Genomic DNA, 14,770 nt, shown 5'->3' on the forward strand with positions numbered 1-14,770 from the left:
AAGGGAACGATGTGACCGACATCGAGCGCGTCGGAGTCGTGGGCTGCGGCCAGATGGGCGCGGGCATCGCCGAGGTGTGCGCCCGCGCGGGACTGGACGTGAAGGTCGCCGAGACCACCGGCGAGGCCCTGGAGTTCGGCCGTACCCGGCTGTTCAGCTCCCTGGCCAAGGCCGCCGAGCGCGGCAAGATCACCGAGGAGGAGCGGGACGCCACCCAGGCGCGCCTGAGCTTCACCACCGACCTCGGCGAGTTCGCCGACCGGGACCTCGTGATCGAGGCCGTCGTGGAGAACGAGCAGGTCAAGACGGAGATCTTCCAGGTCCTCGACCAGGTGGTGACCCGCCCGGACGCGATCCTGGCCTCCAACACCTCCTCGATCCCGCTGGTGAAGCTTGCCGTCACCACCTCCCGCCCCGACCACGTCGTCGGCATCCACTTCTTCAACCCGGCCCCGGTGCAGCAGCTGGTGGAGCTGATCCCGGCGCTCACCACCTCCGAGGGCACCCTCAGCCGCGCCCAGGTCTTCGCCGAGAAGGTGCTCGGCAAGCACGCCATCCGCGCCCAGGACCGCTCCGGGTTCGTCGTCAATGCGCTGCTCGTGCCCTACCTGCTGTCGGCGATCCGGATGTTCGAGTCGGGCATCGCGAGCCGTGAGGACATCGACAACGGCATGGAGATGGGCTGCGCCCACCCGATGGGCCCGCTGCGGCTCTCCGACCTGATCGGTCTGGACACCATCGTCTCCATCGCCAACTCCATGTACGGCGAGTACAAGGAGCCGCTGTACGCCGCTCCCCCGCTGCTCCAGCGCATGGTGGAGGCCGGCCGGCTGGGCCGGAAGACCGGCTCGGGGTTCTACACCTACGGCTGACTACCCAGAGCGACCTCGCATGGGCCCGGCACCGCATTCGGTGCCGGGCCCATCTGTTTCACACACCGTGTGCGCGCCGGGCACGCATATGCCCCACACACACGCTCCCCGCGCGCCCACCAGGCGAGTTGACTCATCATGCGCATGCAAGGGATGCGGAACCATCCATACCGACTACCGAAAGGAACGGACCCGTGACCGCCGAACCGGAGCATCCCGTGATCCATGGAGAACTCGCAGAGTTACGGCGCCGCCTCGACGTGGCCTACGCCCGGGTCGAGGGAGGGCTGGCCCTGCTCAGTCACCGCACCGAGGAGACCGCGAAGGAACTGGACGAGCTGCACACTCGCATGGTCTCGCTGGAACACAGCCGCTGGCCGCTGCCCTCGCTCGCCGCGCTCACGGCGCTGGGCGCGCTCGTCGTGACGGTCTGGCAGGCGCTGTCGGCCCGTTAGCCTTCCGCGAGCCTGAGGTGGTGCAACAGGAGTAACGCGGCCGCCATGTTGGCGGCCGGGACCTCCCCGCGGGCGATCAGGTCGGGGACGAGTTTGAGCGGGACCCATTCCCGGCGGTCGGACTCGAAGTCGTCCACGGGGTGTCCGGTGTACTCGCCCCGGTCGGACCAGTAGACGTGGTGCCGGGCGTCGGTGAGGCCGTTGGACGGCTCCACGCTCATGAGGTGGTGCAGGGGCCCCGGCCGCCAGCCGGTCTCCTCCTCCAGTTCCCTGGCGGCCGCGCTCGCGATGTCCTCGCCGTCCTCGACGACGCCCGCCGCCAGCTCCCATCCCCAGCTGTCGGTGATGAAGCGGTGGCGCCACAGGAGCAGCACCTCGTTGGCCTCGTTGACGACCGTGGCGATGGCGACGGGCCGCAGCCGGATGAGGAAGTGGTCGAGGTGCCGGCCGTTCGGCAGCTCGACATCTGCGAGATTGACGCTGAACCAGCGGTTTGCATACACAGTTTGTTCGTTCTGTTTCGTCCACTGCACGGTTCTGCCACCTTCCGCCGAGTAAGTGGCAATATGGCAGCAGAAACGGTGCGACCTACAGTGGGCCTACAGCGGTACGCGCAGCGCGCCGTCGATGAGTTCGGCGGCCTCGGCGGTCCCGGCCGAGCCGCAGCGCACCAGATGTTCGCGTACCGCGCGCAGCCTGTCGCGCAGCCGCTGGGACTCCATCCCGCGCGCCTGCTCGGCCATCCGCACGGCGGTGACCACCGCCTTGTCGGCATTGCCCTGGCGTAGTTCGACGGTGCTGAGCATGGCGAGCCGGTGCACCCGCCCCCGGTCGTGCGCCGGGTTGTCCACGGCCGCCGCCGCGTGCTCCCGGGCGGCCGCCAGCTCCCCGAGGCTGAGCAGCGCCTCCGCCACCTGCACATTGACCAGCCCCGGCTGGACGTAACCGGTCTCGTCGGGCTCGTGCCCGCGCCGGATGCGGTCGGCGGCCGTCTCCGCGCGCCGGATGCAGGACAGGGCACTGCTCGCGTCGCCGAGATGCGCGTACGCCTTGGCCTGCATCGCGTACAGGTCGGAGGCGAGCGCCGGGGTGATGTGCCGGCCGGCGGCGCGCAGCGCGGCCTCGGCGAAGGCCACGGCCTGCCGGTACTCCCGCATGAACAGCGCCTGGTTGACCAGCAGCGCTATCACATACGCCCCGAGCCCCCGGTCGCCGCTCGCCTTCGCCAGCCGCAGCGCCTGGTGGAAGTAGCGCTGGGCGAGGCCGTGGGCGTCGGAGTCGTACGCGCAGATGCCCGCGACGGCCACCAACCCGCCGGTGGCCCGGTGCAGTTGGCGGCCGGTGGCGTCGGCGTAGCTGCCGCGCAGCAGCGGCGCGGCCTCGGCGTTGAGGAATCCGATGATCCGCGTCCGGGTCGCGATGCCACCGGCCTTGCGGTACATCTGCTCGTAGTGCGCCCGGGCGGCGCGCAGCATCTCGACGTCGGCGGCGGTGACCTGGTGCCGGCCGCCCCGTGAGACGTCGACGTCCTCCGGTGGGTTCTCCCACTCCCACACGGGCATGACGGCGGGTGTCCCGGTGACGGCCGGGGCCCCGAGCACATGGGGCCGCTGCTGTTCGTCGGAGCGCCACAGGGCGGTGGCCCGCTCCACGAATCCGCCCAGGGAGCCGGCGTGCGCGGTGCTCGGCTCGCCCGGCACCCCGAGACCGATGTCGTCCAGGGTCACCGGCCGGTGCAGCCGCCCGGCCAGCACCTCGCAGATCAGGTCGGGCACCTGGCCGCGCGGCCGCTGACCCTTCAACCACCGGGCCACGGCGGTGTGTTCGTACCGGAGCGCGAGACCCCGGCGCCGGCCCGCCTGGTTCACATGGGCGGCGAGACCGGCGTGCGAGATCCCCGCCTCGTCCAGGATGGCGTCGAGCAGAGTGTTGGGCTGCATGGAATGCCCCCCCAAGTGGCCTGGGTGGCCTGGTGCGGTCAGCGTAGTGCGTCCGCGCTCACACGGGGTGTGAACGGAACACGTGCGTCCGGGCGGTGCGCGCGCTGACGCGCAGCGGGTCGGTTCGGTTCACTGAGATGCCTCGCAAGAGGTTGGCCGGGCCGCCGGCTCCCCCCTCGAGACAGCGGCGGCCCGGCTAGGCGGCGGAACCGCAGGTGTCACCCTCCCGTGCCCCCGGGCGGGACACGCCGGGCCGCCCCCGCTCGTTGCGCAGGACGAGGACCGCCACGTCGTCGGCGGGCCGGCCGGTGCTGTGCCGCAGCAGGGCCGTGAACACCCTGCGCAGGATCGTCTGCGGGGACACCGGATGGTCGTGGACCGCCTCGCGCAGCACGTCCGCCAGCGGGAAGAACCGGCCCCGGGCGTCGCGGGCGTCCTCGGCGCCGTCCGTGAACAGCACCAGGGACTCGTGCCGGAGCAGCCGCCCGCAGGGCTGGGCCGGCAGCTGCTCCGGCAGCGGGAACGGCCCCAGCGGCGGCAGCGGATCGGCGCGGGTCAGGGGCTCCACCGTGGCGCCGCTGAGAAGGTACGGCCAGGGGTGACCGCAGTTGAGGGCCTTCAGCTCACCGTCCCTGCCGATCTCCAGCAGCAGGACGGTGACGAACTCCTCGGCGACCGGGGGGCCGGGATCGCGGCCGCCGGCCGGATGGTCCCGGCGGGAGCGCTCGCGCAGATGACGGGCGTGGGCCCGCTCCAGCCGCCGCAGCACCTGGCCGAGTTCCGCCTCGTCGTGGGCGGCCTCGCGGAAGCTGCCGAGCAGGGCGGCGACGGTACCGAGGGCGCCGAGACCGTGCCCGCGTACGTCGCCCATGACCACGCGGACACCGTGCTCGGTGACGACGGCCTCGTAGAGATCCCCGCCGACCGACGCGCCCCGGTCTGCGGACAGCTGGGCCGCCGCCGCGCTCAGCCCGTCGAGCCGCGGTGGCGGAGGGCGCAGCAGCACGCTCTGGGCGGCACCGGCGACCCGGCGGGCCTGCCTCAGCTCGCGCAGCAGTCCGCGACGGACGTGGCAAATCAGCCCCGTGCCGACGGCGAAGAACACGGCGCTGGTGACGACCCGCGCGCCGAACGTGTCCTGTTCGGCCAGTGGGCAGCCGAACTTGTAGACGACCGCCGCGGCTCCCCACGCCGTGGGCAGAACGGCTCCCCGTGCGGTGGGCGCCCGTGCCTTGATACGGATCATGCCTGTGGTCCCCCAACCGGGCCCTGACAGAGCAGACGGACCGGCCCCGAAAGGCCGGTCCGATTCTGTCCACCGGCATGGCCCACCCGGGGCGGATCACCCCGGATCACCACCCGAACGAGTGAGGCCCCCGACGGCCTACCTGCATTTATGCGGCCGGCGGGGCGGCAAACCCGCTCGGCGGCGGGCATACGGCGCGGCCGGCCACGGATGTTCCGTGGCCGGCCGCGTAACGGCACTCCTCGTGTCGGTCAGCCGCGCAGGACGGCTCCCGTGCGCTCGCCCGCGAGGGCGACCGCGGCGTCCCGGGCGGCCGAGGCCTCGTCCACGGTCAGCGTCCGGTCGGCCGCCCGGAAGCGGAGGGCGTAGGCCAGCGACTTGCGGCCGTCGCCCAGCTGCTCCGCGTTCTCGTAGACGTCGAACAGCCGGATGGACTCCAGCAGCTCGCCCGCACCGGCACGCAGCGCGGCCTCGACCTCAGCGGCCGGGATCGGCTTGTCCACGACCAGGGCGACATCCTGCGTGGCGACCGGGAACGCCGAGATGCGGGGCGCCTTCGGCACGCCGTCGCCCACCGCGGCCACGGCGTCGAGGTCCAGCTCCATCGCGCAGGTGCGCTCGGGCAGGCCCAGGGCCTTCAGGACCCGCGGGTGCAGCTCTCCGGCGTGGCCCACGACCCGCTCGGTGCCGTCGGCGACGACCACCAGCTCGGCGCAGCGGCCGGGGTGCCAGGGACCGTACCGGCCCTTGCGGACGACCAGGTCGGCACCGGTCTCCCGGGCGACGGTACGGGCCGCCTCGACGGCGTCCGCCCAGTCGGCCGGGCGGCCCTTGCCCCACCAGCCGGCCTGCTCGCGAGCGCCCGCGAGGACGACCGCCACGTGCCGCGGCTGCTCGGGCAGCGCGGCGTCCAGCAACGCGATCTCCTCGGCGGTCGGGCGCCGGTCGACGGGCAGGTGCACCCCGGCGGGCCGCTCGTCGCGCGGCAGGAAGACCAGACCGGTCTCGAACAGCGCCGTATCGTGCGAACCGCGGCCCTCGTTGCGGCGCAGCGCGGCCAACAGACCGGGCAGCAGCGTCGTACGGAGCGCGGGCTCCTCGTCGTTGAGCGGGTTGGCGAGCCGCACCACGCGGCGCGCCGGGTCGTCGGCCTCCAGGCTGAGCTGGTCGAAGACCCGCTCGGCGACGAACGGATAGTTCGGCGCCTCGACATAGCCGGCCCCGGCCAGCGCGCGGCCGACGCGGCGGTGCAGCCGTTGGCGGCGGGTCAGCCCGCGGCCGGAGGTCGGCCTGGGCAGGGTGGAGGGCAGGTTCTCGTAACCCTCCAGCCGGATGACCTCCTCCGCCAGGTCGTTCGCCTCGGTGAGGTCGGGCCGCCAGGACGGGACGGTGACGATCAGCTCGTCCTGCCCGTAGACGTCGCAGCCGATCTCCTGCAGCCGGCGGACCACGGTCTCGCGGCCGTAGACGACGCCTGCGACCCGGTCGGGGTGGTCGGCCGGGGTGGTGATCGTGCGCGGCGCGGACGGCGCGACGATCTCGGTGACGCCGGCCTCGGCGGTGCCGCCCGCGAGCAGCACCAGCAGGTCCACGGTCCGCTGCGCGGCGGCAGCGGCGGCCTGCGGGTCGACGCCGCGCTCGAAGCGGCGGGACGCCTCCGAGGACAGCTTGTGCCGGCGGGCCGTGCGGGCGATCGAGACGGGGTTGAAGTGGGCCGCCTCGATGACCACGTCGGTCGTGGCGTTGTCGAGGTCGTCGTGGTCGGCGATCTCGGTGTTGGCGCCGCCCATGACACCGGCGAGACCGATCGGGCCGCGCTCGTCGGTGATGACCAGGTCCTCGGCGTGCAGCTCGCGCTCGACGCCGTCGAGGGTGACGAGCTTCTCGCCCTCCGCCGCGCGGCGGACCCCGATGGTGCCCTGGACCAGGGTGCGGTCGTAGGCGTGCAGGGGCTGGCCCAGCTCCGTCATCACATAGTTCGTGACGTCCACGGCGAGCGAGATCGGACGCATGCCGACCTTCTGCAGACGGCGCTGCAGCCAGATCGGGGAGCGTGCCTCGGGGCTCAGGCCGGTGACCGTGCGGACGGTGAAGCGGTCGCAGCCGGCGGGGTCGGTGACCTTGGCCGGGTAGCCGTAGGCGTTCGGGGCCGGCACGTCCAGCAGGGCCGGGTCGCGCAGCGGCAGGCCGTAGGCGATGGCGGTCTCGCGGGCGACGCCGCGGATGGACAGGCAGTCGCCGCGGTTGGCGGTGACGGCGATGTCCAGGACCTCGTCGACGAGTTCGAGCAGCTCGATGGCGTCCTTGCCGACCTCGGTCTCCGGCGGCAGCACGATGATGCCGTGGCTGCCGTCGTCGCCCATGCCCAGCTCGTCGCCGGAGCAGATCATGCCGTGGGACGTCTTGCCGTAGGTCTTGCGGGCGGCGATGGAGAAGCCGCCGGGCAGCGTGGCCCCGGGCAGGACCACGACGACCTTGTCGCCGACGGCGAAGTTGCGGGCGCCGCAGACGATCTCCTGCGGCTCGCCGGTGCCGTTGGCCTGGCCGACGTCGACGGTGCAGAAGCGGATGGGCTTCTTGAAGCCCTCCAGCTCCTCGATGGTCAGCACCTGGCCGACGACCAGCGGCCCCTTGAGGTCGGCGCCGAGCTGCTCGACGGTCTCGACCTCCAGGCCGGCCGCGATGAGCTTGGCCTGGACGTCACGGCCGGTCTCGGTCGCCGGCAGGTCGACGTACTCCCGCAGCCAAGAAAGCGGGACCCGCATCAGATCTCCATCCCGAACGGCCGGGTGAACCGGACGTCACCCTCGACCATGTCTCGCATGTCTTCGACGTTGTGTCGGAACATCAGCATCCGCTCGATGCCGAACCCGAAGGCGAAGCCGCTGTACTTCTCCGGGTCCACGCCGCAGGCGGCCAGCACCCGCGGATTGACCATGCCGCAGCCGCCCAGCTCGATCCAGCCCTCGGACGAGCAGGTGCGGCAGGGGCGGTCGGGGTTGCCGACCGACTCGCCGCGGCAGACGTAGCACACCATGTCCATCTCGGCGGACGGCTCGGTGAACGGGAAGAAGTTCGGCCGCAGCCGGGTCTTCATGCCCTCGCCGAACAGGGACTGGACCATGTGGTCCAGGGTGCCCTTCAGGTCGGCCATGGTCAGGCCCTCGTCCACCGCGAGCAGCTCGACCTGGTGGAAGACCGGGGTGTGCGTGGCGTCCAGCTCGTCCGTGCGGTACACCCGGCCCGGGCAGATCACGTACACCGGCAGCTCACGGTCGAGCAGCGAGCGGATCTGGACGGGCGAGGTGTGGGTGCGCAGTACGACACCGGACTCGGTGCCGCCGTCCTCGCCCCGCACGAAGAAGGTGTCGGCCTCACCGCGGGCCGGGTGGTCCGGGCCGATGTTGAGGGCGTCGAAGTTGAACCACTCGGCCTCGACCTCGGGGCCCTCGGCGACCTCGTAGCCCATGGCCACGAAGATGTCCTCGATGCGCTCCGAGAGCGTGGTGAGCGGGTGCCGGGCGCCGGCCGGGACGCGGTCGTACGGCAGCGTGACGTCGACGTCCTCCTCGACCAGTACGCGGGCGTCCCGCTCGGCCTCCAGTTCCACCTGGCGGGCGGCGAGCGCCTTGTTGACGGCGCCGCGGGCCATGCCGACGCGCTTGCCGGCCTCGGCCTTGGCGTGCGGGGGCAGGGCGCCGATCTCGCGGTTGGCGAGGGCCAGCGGCGAGGCGGGGCCGGTGTGGGCGACCTTCGCCTCGTGGAGCGCGTCGAGGGAGTCCGCGGCGGCGAAGGCGGCGAGCGCCTCGTCCCGCATGCGCTCGATCTCTTCCGGTTTCAACGCCTCGACCTCGACAGGGTCGTACGACTTATTGGGTGCCGACATCTCTTCCCGTGCTTCCGATTGCTGGCGGATGGTCCCCGTCACCGACTCGCGAGGGCCGCGTGCAGGACACAAAGGTGCCAAAGGCCGAGTCTAACGGGGTGACGGTGTGCGAATGCGCCCGCGGGGCGTCAGGCCAGATAGGCCGGGACCGCCACGGGCAGCGTAAATCGGAACTCGGCCCCGCCGCCCGGTGCGCGGCCGACCGTGATCGTGCCGCCGTGGGCCTCGACGATGCCTTTGACGATGTACAGCCCGAGGCCCGTGCCGCCGCGCTTGCTGCCCCGCCAGAAGCGGGTAAAGACGCGGTTCATGGACTCCTCCGGGATGCCGGGCCCCTCGTCGCTCACCGTGACCGATGTGCCGGTTTCCTCGCCCTCGCGTGGGGACACCGAGGGCGTGACGTCAATGGTGACGGTTCCCTCGCCGTGCCGCACGGCATTTTCCAGCAGGTTGCTCAGCACCTGGTCGACCTTGTCGGGGTCGGCCCACAACGCGGGCAGCGGCTGCTCGATGCGGAGCAGGAAGCGGTCGGCGCGCTGGCCGGCGGCGACATAGGCCTGGATGTGCCGGGAGACGGCGGCTCCTATGTCGACGGGCTGCCGGCGCACCTCCAGCCGGCCGCTGTCGATCCGGGAGATGTCCAGCAGTTCGGCGATGAGCCGGGTGACGCGGTCGGCGTCGGCGTCGACCGTCTCCAGCATGAGCCGCTTCTGGTCGTCGGTGAACCGCTCCCACTTGGCGAGCAGCGTGGCGGTGAAGCCCTTCACCGAGGTCAGCGGGGACCGCAGCTCATGGGCGACGGTGGCGATCAGCTCGGCGTGGCTGCGCTCGGTGCGGCGGCGGGCCTCGGTGTCCCGCAGGCAGACGATCACCTGCCGCACGGGGCCGAGGGGTTCGTCGCGCACGTACCGGGCGGAGACCAGCACCTCGCGTCCGCCGGGCAGCAGCAGGTTGCGTTCGGGCTGGCGGACCCGGATGGCGAGACCGCCGTAGGGGTCGGTGAGCTGCCACCAGCGCCGCCCTTCCAGGTCCTCCAGGGGCAGCGCCTGCTCCAGAGGCCGGCCGAGGGCCTCGGCGGCCGGTACCGCGGTGACGCGTGCGGCGGCGGCGTTGAAGCGGACGACCCGGCCCTGTTCGTCGGCGACGACGAGTCCGTCGGGCAGCTGGTCGGGATCGACACCGAGGCCGGCCGTGTCGCCGGCGCCCTGCCGCGGCACGGGTGGGCGCCGCCCGTCGCGGCCCTCCGGCGCAGTGCTCGTGCCGGCCACACTCATCCCCGTACCCCACCTCTCAGACGCCGCAGGGCCCCGAGCTGGTCACCCTACTAGCTCTGGGTGACGAAGCGGCACCCTCCGGAGGCGCGCTGTGCCCGGGCCGACGCGTAGAGACATACGGCCGCGGCGGTGGCGAGGTTCAGGCTCTCCGCCTTGCCGTGGATGGGGACGCGGACGACGGCGTCGGCGAGCGCGCGCGTCTCCTCGGGCAACCCCCAGGCCTCGTTCCCGAAGACCCAGGCGGTCGGGCCGCCCATGGCGCCCCTGTCCAGTTCCTCGTCGAGGTCGCGGTCGCCCGCGCCGTCGGCGGCGAGGATGCGTACGCCGGCGTCCTTCAGCCCCTCGACGGCCCGTTCGACGGGGACCCCGACGGCGACGGGCAGATGGAAGTGCGAGCCGACCGAGGCCCGGACGGCCTTGGGGTTGTACAGGTCGACGGAGGCGTCGGTGAGGACGACGGCCTCGGCGCCGGCGGCGTCGGCGCAGCGCAGCACGGTGCCGGCGTTGCCCGGGTCGCGCACGTGGGCGAGGACGGCCACGAGCCGGGGGCGCGCGGCGAGGATGTCCTCGAACGCGGTGTCCAGGAACCGGCAGACCCCGACCAGGCCCTGCGGGGTGACCGTGGTGGAGATGTCGGCGATGACCTCGTCGGCGGCCAGGTGCACCTGGGCGCCCGCGGCGCGGGCCGCCGCGACGATGTCGGCGTACCGCTCGGCGGCCTCGAGGGTGGTGAACAGCTCGACGAGCGTCGCCTGCGCCCCGGTCCGGTGCCCGGCGGCCTCCCGTACGGCCTGGGGTCCCTCCGCGAGGAACAGCCGGTCCTTTCCCCGGAAGTTCCGCTTGGCGAGCCGGCGCGCGGCAAGGACGCGGGCGGACCGGGGCGAGATCAGCTCAGGGGAGACGGAGGGCATCCTCATACTTTCGCAAACGGGTGACGCCCCCGAGGGGGCGCGGGGGAACCGCGCGGGCGACCACGACGGGCCCGCGGCCGGGGAACGCGCCGAGGGGCCCAACAGCAGGACCCGCAAGCCATGACAGCCTGCGGGTCCAGTGAGCGTCGGCTAGAGCCAGCGCGGCGTCACGCGGCCTTCGGCGCGTTGACGTCCGAAGGCAGCGCCTTCTGCGCGACCTCGACGAGCGCCGCGAAGGCGTTCGCGTCGTTGACGGCCAGCTCGGCCAGGATCTTGCGGTCGACCTCGACGTTCGCGGCCTTCAGACCCTGGATGAAGCGGTTGTAGGTGATGCCGTTGGCGCGGGCAGCGGCGTTGATGCGCTGGATCCACAGCTGACGGAAGTCGCCCTTGCGCTTCTTGCGGTCGTTGTAGTTGTAGACCAGCGAGTGGGTGACCTGCTCCTTGGCCTTGCGGTACAGGCGCGAGCGCTGACCGCGGTAGCCGGAGGCCGCCTCGAGGATCGCCCGGCGCTTCTTGTGGGCGTTGACTGCCCGCTTGACGCGTGCCACTTGTTAACTCCTTGTAGCGGGGTCGTGGTGGGTGCTCACACGACCCGGAAACGACTGGGTCCCGGTCCTGACGTACGGCGCTCGGCGAATGGTGAGCGCCGGTGCGTCACTTGCCGAGAAGCTTCTTGATCTTCGCGGCGTCGCCCGGGGCCATCTCGGCGTTGCCGGTGAGGCGACGCGTGACGCGGGACGACTTGTGCTCGAGCAGGTGGCGCTTGCCGGCGCGCTCGCGGAGCACCTTGCCGGAGCCGGTGATCTTGAAGCGCTTGCTGGCACCGCTGTGCGACTTGTTCTTCGGCATAGCGCCGTTCTCTCCTCGTCGGTGGCGCTCCGGTGCCCGGTCGTGAAACCGGGCACGATGGAGCGTCGCTCTTGTTTCGGTTGGATCCTTGGGGACGGGTGTCCCCCGGGATCACGCCTCGGCATGCTCCTCGAACGGAGTCTCGGCGGACTCCTCGAACGGAGTCTCGGCGGACTCCTCGAACGGAACCTCGGCGGACTCCTCGGAGGACGCCTCTGCCTCGGCAGGGTTCTGCGACTTGCCGGGGTTCGCCTTCGCCTCGGCCTTGCGGGCCTCCTGCGCCTGACGGGCCTCGGCCATCGCCTCGGTCTTCTTCTTGTGCGGACCGAGAACCATGATCATGTTTCGGCCGTCCTGCTTCGGGTTCGACTCGACGAACCCGAGGTCCTGGACGTCCTCCGCGAGACGCTGCAGCAGTCGGTAGCCCAGCTCGGGCCGGGACTGCTCGCGACCACGGAACATGATCGTGATCTTGACCTTGTCGCCCTGCTTGAGGAACCGGACGACGTGACCCTTCTTGGTGTCATAGTCGTGCGGGTCGATCTTCGGCCGGAGCTTCATCTCCTTGATGACCGTGTGCGCCTGGTTCTTGCGCGCCTCACGGGCCTTCATGGCCGACTCGTACTTGAACTTCCCGTAGTCCATGAGCTTGCACACAGGCGGACGGGCGGTCGCCGCCACCTCGACCAGGTCCAGGTCGTACTCCTGCGCAAGCTCCAGTGCCTTGGCCAGGGGGACGATGCCCACCTGCTCGCCACTGGGACCGACAAGTCGCACCTCTGGAACGCGAATCCGGTCGTTGATGCGGGGCTCGGCGCTGATGGATCCTCCTCGGTAGCACCACGCGACGGTCTGGCGGACAGCCGCGTAACGTCTCTGTTCGTGAGACCTAACCGCGCCGAGACACAAAAAATGCCCCGGACGATCACAGGCGGGCGGGCTCCAATGACTACCGGAGCACCGCCGCGGTGACCGCGGGGCGCACATTCGGGCGACTCCATCGTCCGTACGGAACGATGGTGGCCGCCTGACCGGAGACCCGCCATCCCTGGGGACGGTCGGGTGGGAGAATCGGAGCCTCCACTTGTGGGCCGGTTGCCCTGTTCTCACATGACATGACCGGCCGGTCTTCCACCAGGTTAGCAGGATCGCTTGACGAGGGCTAATTGAAGGCCGCCGGTCCGCAGCACCTATCGTGTGGGGCATGAGTGACACCCCTCCCGAATCTCCCGACTTCGACGCGATGACCCGCGACATCGCCGAGGTCCCCGCCGTCGAGGTGATCGTGACGGTCGCCGTCAACCTGATGAGCGCCTCCGCCGTGAAGCTCGGGCTCAGCGAGGAGGGCGAGAAGTACAAGGACCTCGACGAGGCCCGCAAGCTGATCACCGCCCTCGCCGGCCTGCTGGACGCGAGCACGACCGAGATCAGCTCCTTCCACGCGGCGCCCCTGCGCGACGGCCTGAAGTCGCTCCAGCTGGCCTTCCGCGAGGCGTCCGTCGTCCGGGACGAGCCGGGCCAGGGCCCCGGCGAGAAGTACACCGGCCCCGTCTACGGCTAGCCGGCGCGGAGCCGCGGCGAGCGCACGAGTCAGCCGCGTACGTACAAGGGCTCGCCCGGTGGGGTGGTGCCGGCCGGCAGCAGAGCCAGGTCGAGACCGCGCACCAGGCGGGCCCGCAGTGTCTCGTCGGCCGCGAGCCGCCCGGCGACCGCCCGGGCGGCCTCGGCGGGCGCGGCGGCCGGGTCGAGGACGAGGGCGAGGGTGCCGTCGGACTGCCCGGGGCCGAGGTGGGCGCGCAGCACGGCGGGCTCCGCCGCCACGGCCGCCCGCACGGCCTCGACCACGGCCGGGTCCGTGAGCGGATCGACGCTGGTGCGCCCCTCGGCGAGGGCGAGCAGCACCGGGCCGGTCAGCTCGAACGGCACCGGTCCGGCGAGGTCGAGCACGACCGTGTCGGCCTTCTCGTGCGCGGCGGCCTCCAGCGCCTGGCGCAGCGGTACGGCGACCGGGCGGGCCGCGGGGTCCCAGCGGGCGAGGGAGTCGGTGGAGGTGAAGGCGGGCAGGGCGGTGCGCGCTCCGGCCCTCAGCGTGGGGACGGCCATGTCGCTGGTCTTCTCGCGGCGCAGCCCGTTCCCATCCTCCTCGACCTCGCCGAGCACGGCGACGACGGGGACCAGCAGCCGGGCGCCCTTGAGGGCCTCGAGGACGGGTTCCAGGGCCGCACGGTCCTCGGCCCAGGCGGCGAGCGCCGCGCTCAGCCGGGGGTCGGCGGAGCCGTCGTCGTCGGAGAAGCCGGGGTCGGGAATGTTCTTGTTCGCCACGGTCACCGACCCTATAGGGGAGATGCCCCGGGGCTCGTACGGGGCCGGGCGCACCGGCCGGCACCGCCCTCACCGGACTCTCGGCGGTGGCCCGCGCACAGGTGCGCACCCGGCGCCCTCGGCCGTATCGTCGGCGGCGTTGCGCTCGGCCACCTCCCGGGCCGGAGCGCACGAGGAGGCGTCGGTGGAACCCGTGACGGAGCCGTCGGCCCCGGTGGTCGGCCGCGAGGCGTCGCTGTCGCGGGCGATGGCGGCGGTGACCGTGCCCTCGGGCGCGCTGGTGTCGGCGGCGGTGCTGGAACTCGGCTCCGGGGAGAGCGCGGTGTACGGGGACGCGGCCTTCGACACGGCGAGCATCGTCAAGGTCGACATCCTGGCCGCGCTGCTGCTCCAGGCGCAGGACGCGGGCCGGCGGCTGACGACGGCCGAGAAGGCGTACGCCACGCGGATGATCGAGGTCAGCGACAACGACTGCGCGACACGGCTGTGGCACACGATCGGGCGGGCTGCCGGGCTGGACGCGGCGAACGAACGGTTCGGGCTGACGGGCACCTCGGGTGGCTCCGGGGAGCTGTGGGGGCTGACGCAGACGACGGCCGCGGACCAACTGGTGGTGCTGCGGCAGGTGTTCGGTGAACGGTCGGAGCTGAGCACCGCGTCGCGGGCGTATGTGCGGGGCCTGATGACGGGGGTGCGGGCCGATCAGGTGTGGGGGGTCTCGGCCGCCGCCGACGGCTCCTCGTGGGCACTGAAGAACGGCTGGCTGGCGCGCGGCACGACCGGACTGTGGGACGTGAACAGCGTCGGCCGGGTGACGGTGGGCGGGAGCGGCTATCTGCTGGCGGTCCTCTCGAAGGGCACGGTGAGCCGGGCCCGGGGCGTCACCCTGGTGGAAGCGGCCGCACGGGCGACGGTGAGGGGCTTCAGGGCGGGGGCTTAGGGCGGCGGTGAGGGGCTTCAGGGCGGGGGCTTAGGCGTGGCGGGCGAGGCAGGCCCGGGGCGGCGTGGGGCG

At 72.2% G+C, this 14,770-nt stretch carries 15 protein-coding genes; 4 read left to right on the top strand and 11 right to left on the bottom strand.

The genetic code is table 11. The features are described 5' to 3' along the window. Positions 1–11 precede the first annotated feature (11 nt). Together ACIBA9_RS20945 and ACIBA9_RS20950 are read left to right on the top strand one after the other, a co-directional pair. Positions 12–872: a 3-hydroxybutyryl-CoA dehydrogenase gene (locus tag ACIBA9_RS20945; protein ID WP_362160098.1), complete on the top strand. Its 861-nt coding sequence runs from the start codon at positions 12–14 to the stop codon at positions 870–872. 194 nt (positions 873–1,066) lie between these two features. Continuing rightward, positions 1,067–1,327, top strand: coding sequence for a hypothetical protein (locus ACIBA9_RS20950; protein ID WP_362160100.1), 261 nt, complete (start codon positions 1,067–1,069; stop codon positions 1,325–1,327). On the opposite strand, the gene ACIBA9_RS20955 is transcribed toward ACIBA9_RS20950, so the two are convergent. The 10 genes from ACIBA9_RS20955 to infC form a co-directional block, all read right to left on the bottom strand. After that, positions 1,324–1,860: an NUDIX hydrolase gene (locus ACIBA9_RS20955; RefSeq protein ID WP_399364956.1), complete on the bottom strand. Its 537-nt coding sequence runs from the start codon at positions 1,858–1,860 to the stop codon at positions 1,324–1,326. The two genes, ACIBA9_RS20950 and ACIBA9_RS20955, sit on opposite strands and share 4 nt — an antisense overlap. A gap of 66 nt (positions 1,861–1,926) precedes the next feature. After that, on the bottom strand, positions 1,927–3,267 hold the full coding sequence (locus ACIBA9_RS20960) for a transcriptional regulator (protein WP_399364958.1): 1,341 nt from the start codon (positions 3,265–3,267) through the stop codon (positions 1,927–1,929). A 196-nt stretch (positions 3,268–3,463) separates the two neighbouring features. Beyond that, positions 3,464–4,513, bottom strand: a complete 1,050-nt coding sequence (locus ACIBA9_RS20965; RefSeq protein ID WP_399364960.1) for a PP2C family protein-serine/threonine phosphatase — start codon at positions 4,511–4,513, stop codon at positions 3,464–3,466. Between the two features lie 251 nt (positions 4,514–4,764). Continuing rightward, complete coding sequence (gene pheT, locus ACIBA9_RS20970) at positions 4,765–7,278, bottom strand: phenylalanine--tRNA ligase subunit beta (RefSeq protein ID WP_399364962.1); 2,514 nt, start codon at positions 7,276–7,278, stop codon at positions 4,765–4,767. Further along, complete coding sequence (gene pheS / locus ACIBA9_RS20975; protein WP_393899028.1) at positions 7,278–8,399, bottom strand: phenylalanine--tRNA ligase subunit alpha; 1,122 nt, start codon at positions 8,397–8,399, stop codon at positions 7,278–7,280. Before pheS ends, pheT begins: the two co-directional genes overlap by 1 nt. Before the next feature lie 128 nt (positions 8,400–8,527). Beyond that, complete coding sequence (locus tag ACIBA9_RS20980; protein WP_399364965.1) at positions 8,528–9,673, bottom strand: ATP-binding protein; 1,146 nt, start codon at positions 9,671–9,673, stop codon at positions 8,528–8,530. A gap of 50 nt (positions 9,674–9,723) precedes the next feature. Next, complete coding sequence (locus tag ACIBA9_RS20985; protein WP_399364967.1) at positions 9,724–10,584, bottom strand: TrmH family RNA methyltransferase; 861 nt, start codon at positions 10,582–10,584, stop codon at positions 9,724–9,726. 167 nt (positions 10,585–10,751) lie between these two features. Then, positions 10,752–11,135 (bottom strand): 50S ribosomal protein L20, encoded by a 384-nt coding sequence (gene rplT / locus ACIBA9_RS20990; protein ID WP_020938960.1) that lies wholly within the window; start codon positions 11,133–11,135, stop codon positions 10,752–10,754. A gap of 106 nt (positions 11,136–11,241) precedes the next feature. Next, complete coding sequence (gene rpmI, locus ACIBA9_RS20995) at positions 11,242–11,436, bottom strand: 50S ribosomal protein L35 (protein ID WP_003977225.1); 195 nt, start codon at positions 11,434–11,436, stop codon at positions 11,242–11,244. A 111-nt stretch (positions 11,437–11,547) separates the two neighbouring features. Then, a complete protein-coding gene (infC, locus tag ACIBA9_RS21000) occupies positions 11,548–12,258 on the bottom strand; it encodes a translation initiation factor IF-3 (RefSeq protein WP_399365067.1) in 711 nt (236 codons plus the stop codon). 382 nt (positions 12,259–12,640) lie between these two features. Between infC and ACIBA9_RS21005 the strand changes: the two genes are divergently transcribed. Further along, positions 12,641–12,997, top strand: a complete 357-nt coding sequence (locus ACIBA9_RS21005) for a DUF1844 domain-containing protein (RefSeq protein ID WP_362160121.1) — start codon at positions 12,641–12,643, stop codon at positions 12,995–12,997. A gap of 29 nt (positions 12,998–13,026) precedes the next feature. On the opposite strand, the gene ACIBA9_RS21010 is transcribed toward ACIBA9_RS21005, so the two are convergent. Continuing rightward, positions 13,027–13,758: an SseB family protein gene (locus ACIBA9_RS21010; RefSeq protein ID WP_362160124.1), complete on the bottom strand. Its 732-nt coding sequence runs from the start codon at positions 13,756–13,758 to the stop codon at positions 13,027–13,029. A 22-nt stretch (positions 13,759–13,780) separates the two neighbouring features. Here ACIBA9_RS21010 and ACIBA9_RS21015 point away from each other — a divergent pair, with 22 nt between their 5' ends. Then, positions 13,781–14,698, top strand: a complete 918-nt coding sequence (locus ACIBA9_RS21015; protein WP_399365069.1) for a hypothetical protein — start codon at positions 13,781–13,783, stop codon at positions 14,696–14,698. The last annotated feature ends 72 nt before the right edge of the window (positions 14,699–14,770 follow it).

This window comes from Streptomyces sp. NPDC051452 (assembly GCF_044454765.1).
GTDB lineage: Bacteria > Actinomycetota > Actinomycetes > Streptomycetales > Streptomycetaceae > Streptomyces.

Bases quoted from the DNA above. Each gene is read 5' to 3' on its own strand.
- ACIBA9_RS21015 (WP_399365069.1), top strand. From the start codon at position 13,781: ATGCCCCGGGGCTCGTACGGGGCCGGGCGCACCGGCCGGCACCGCCCT.
- ACIBA9_RS20965 (WP_399364960.1), bottom strand. From the start codon at position 4,513: ATGATCCGTATCAAGGCACGGGCGCCCACCGCACGGGGAGCCGTTCTG.
- ACIBA9_RS20960 (WP_399364958.1), bottom strand. From the start codon at position 3,267: ATGCAGCCCAACACTCTGCTCGACGCCATCCTGGACGAGGCGGGGATC.
- ACIBA9_RS21005 (WP_362160121.1), top strand. From the start codon at position 12,641: ATGAGTGACACCCCTCCCGAATCTCCCGACTTCGACGCGATGACCCGC.
- pheT (WP_399364962.1), bottom strand. From the start codon at position 7,278: ATGCGGGTCCCGCTTTCTTGGCTGCGGGAGTACGTCGACCTGCCGGCG.
- ACIBA9_RS20980 (WP_399364965.1), bottom strand. From the start codon at position 9,673: ATGAGTGTGGCCGGCACGAGCACTGCGCCGGAGGGCCGCGACGGGCGG.
- pheS (WP_393899028.1), bottom strand. From the start codon at position 8,399: ATGTCGGCACCCAATAAGTCGTACGACCCTGTCGAGGTCGAGGCGTTG.
- ACIBA9_RS20985 (WP_399364967.1), bottom strand. From the start codon at position 10,584: ATGCCCTCCGTCTCCCCTGAGCTGATCTCGCCCCGGTCCGCCCGCGTC.
- rpmI (WP_003977225.1), bottom strand. From the start codon at position 11,436: ATGCCGAAGAACAAGTCGCACAGCGGTGCCAGCAAGCGCTTCAAGATC.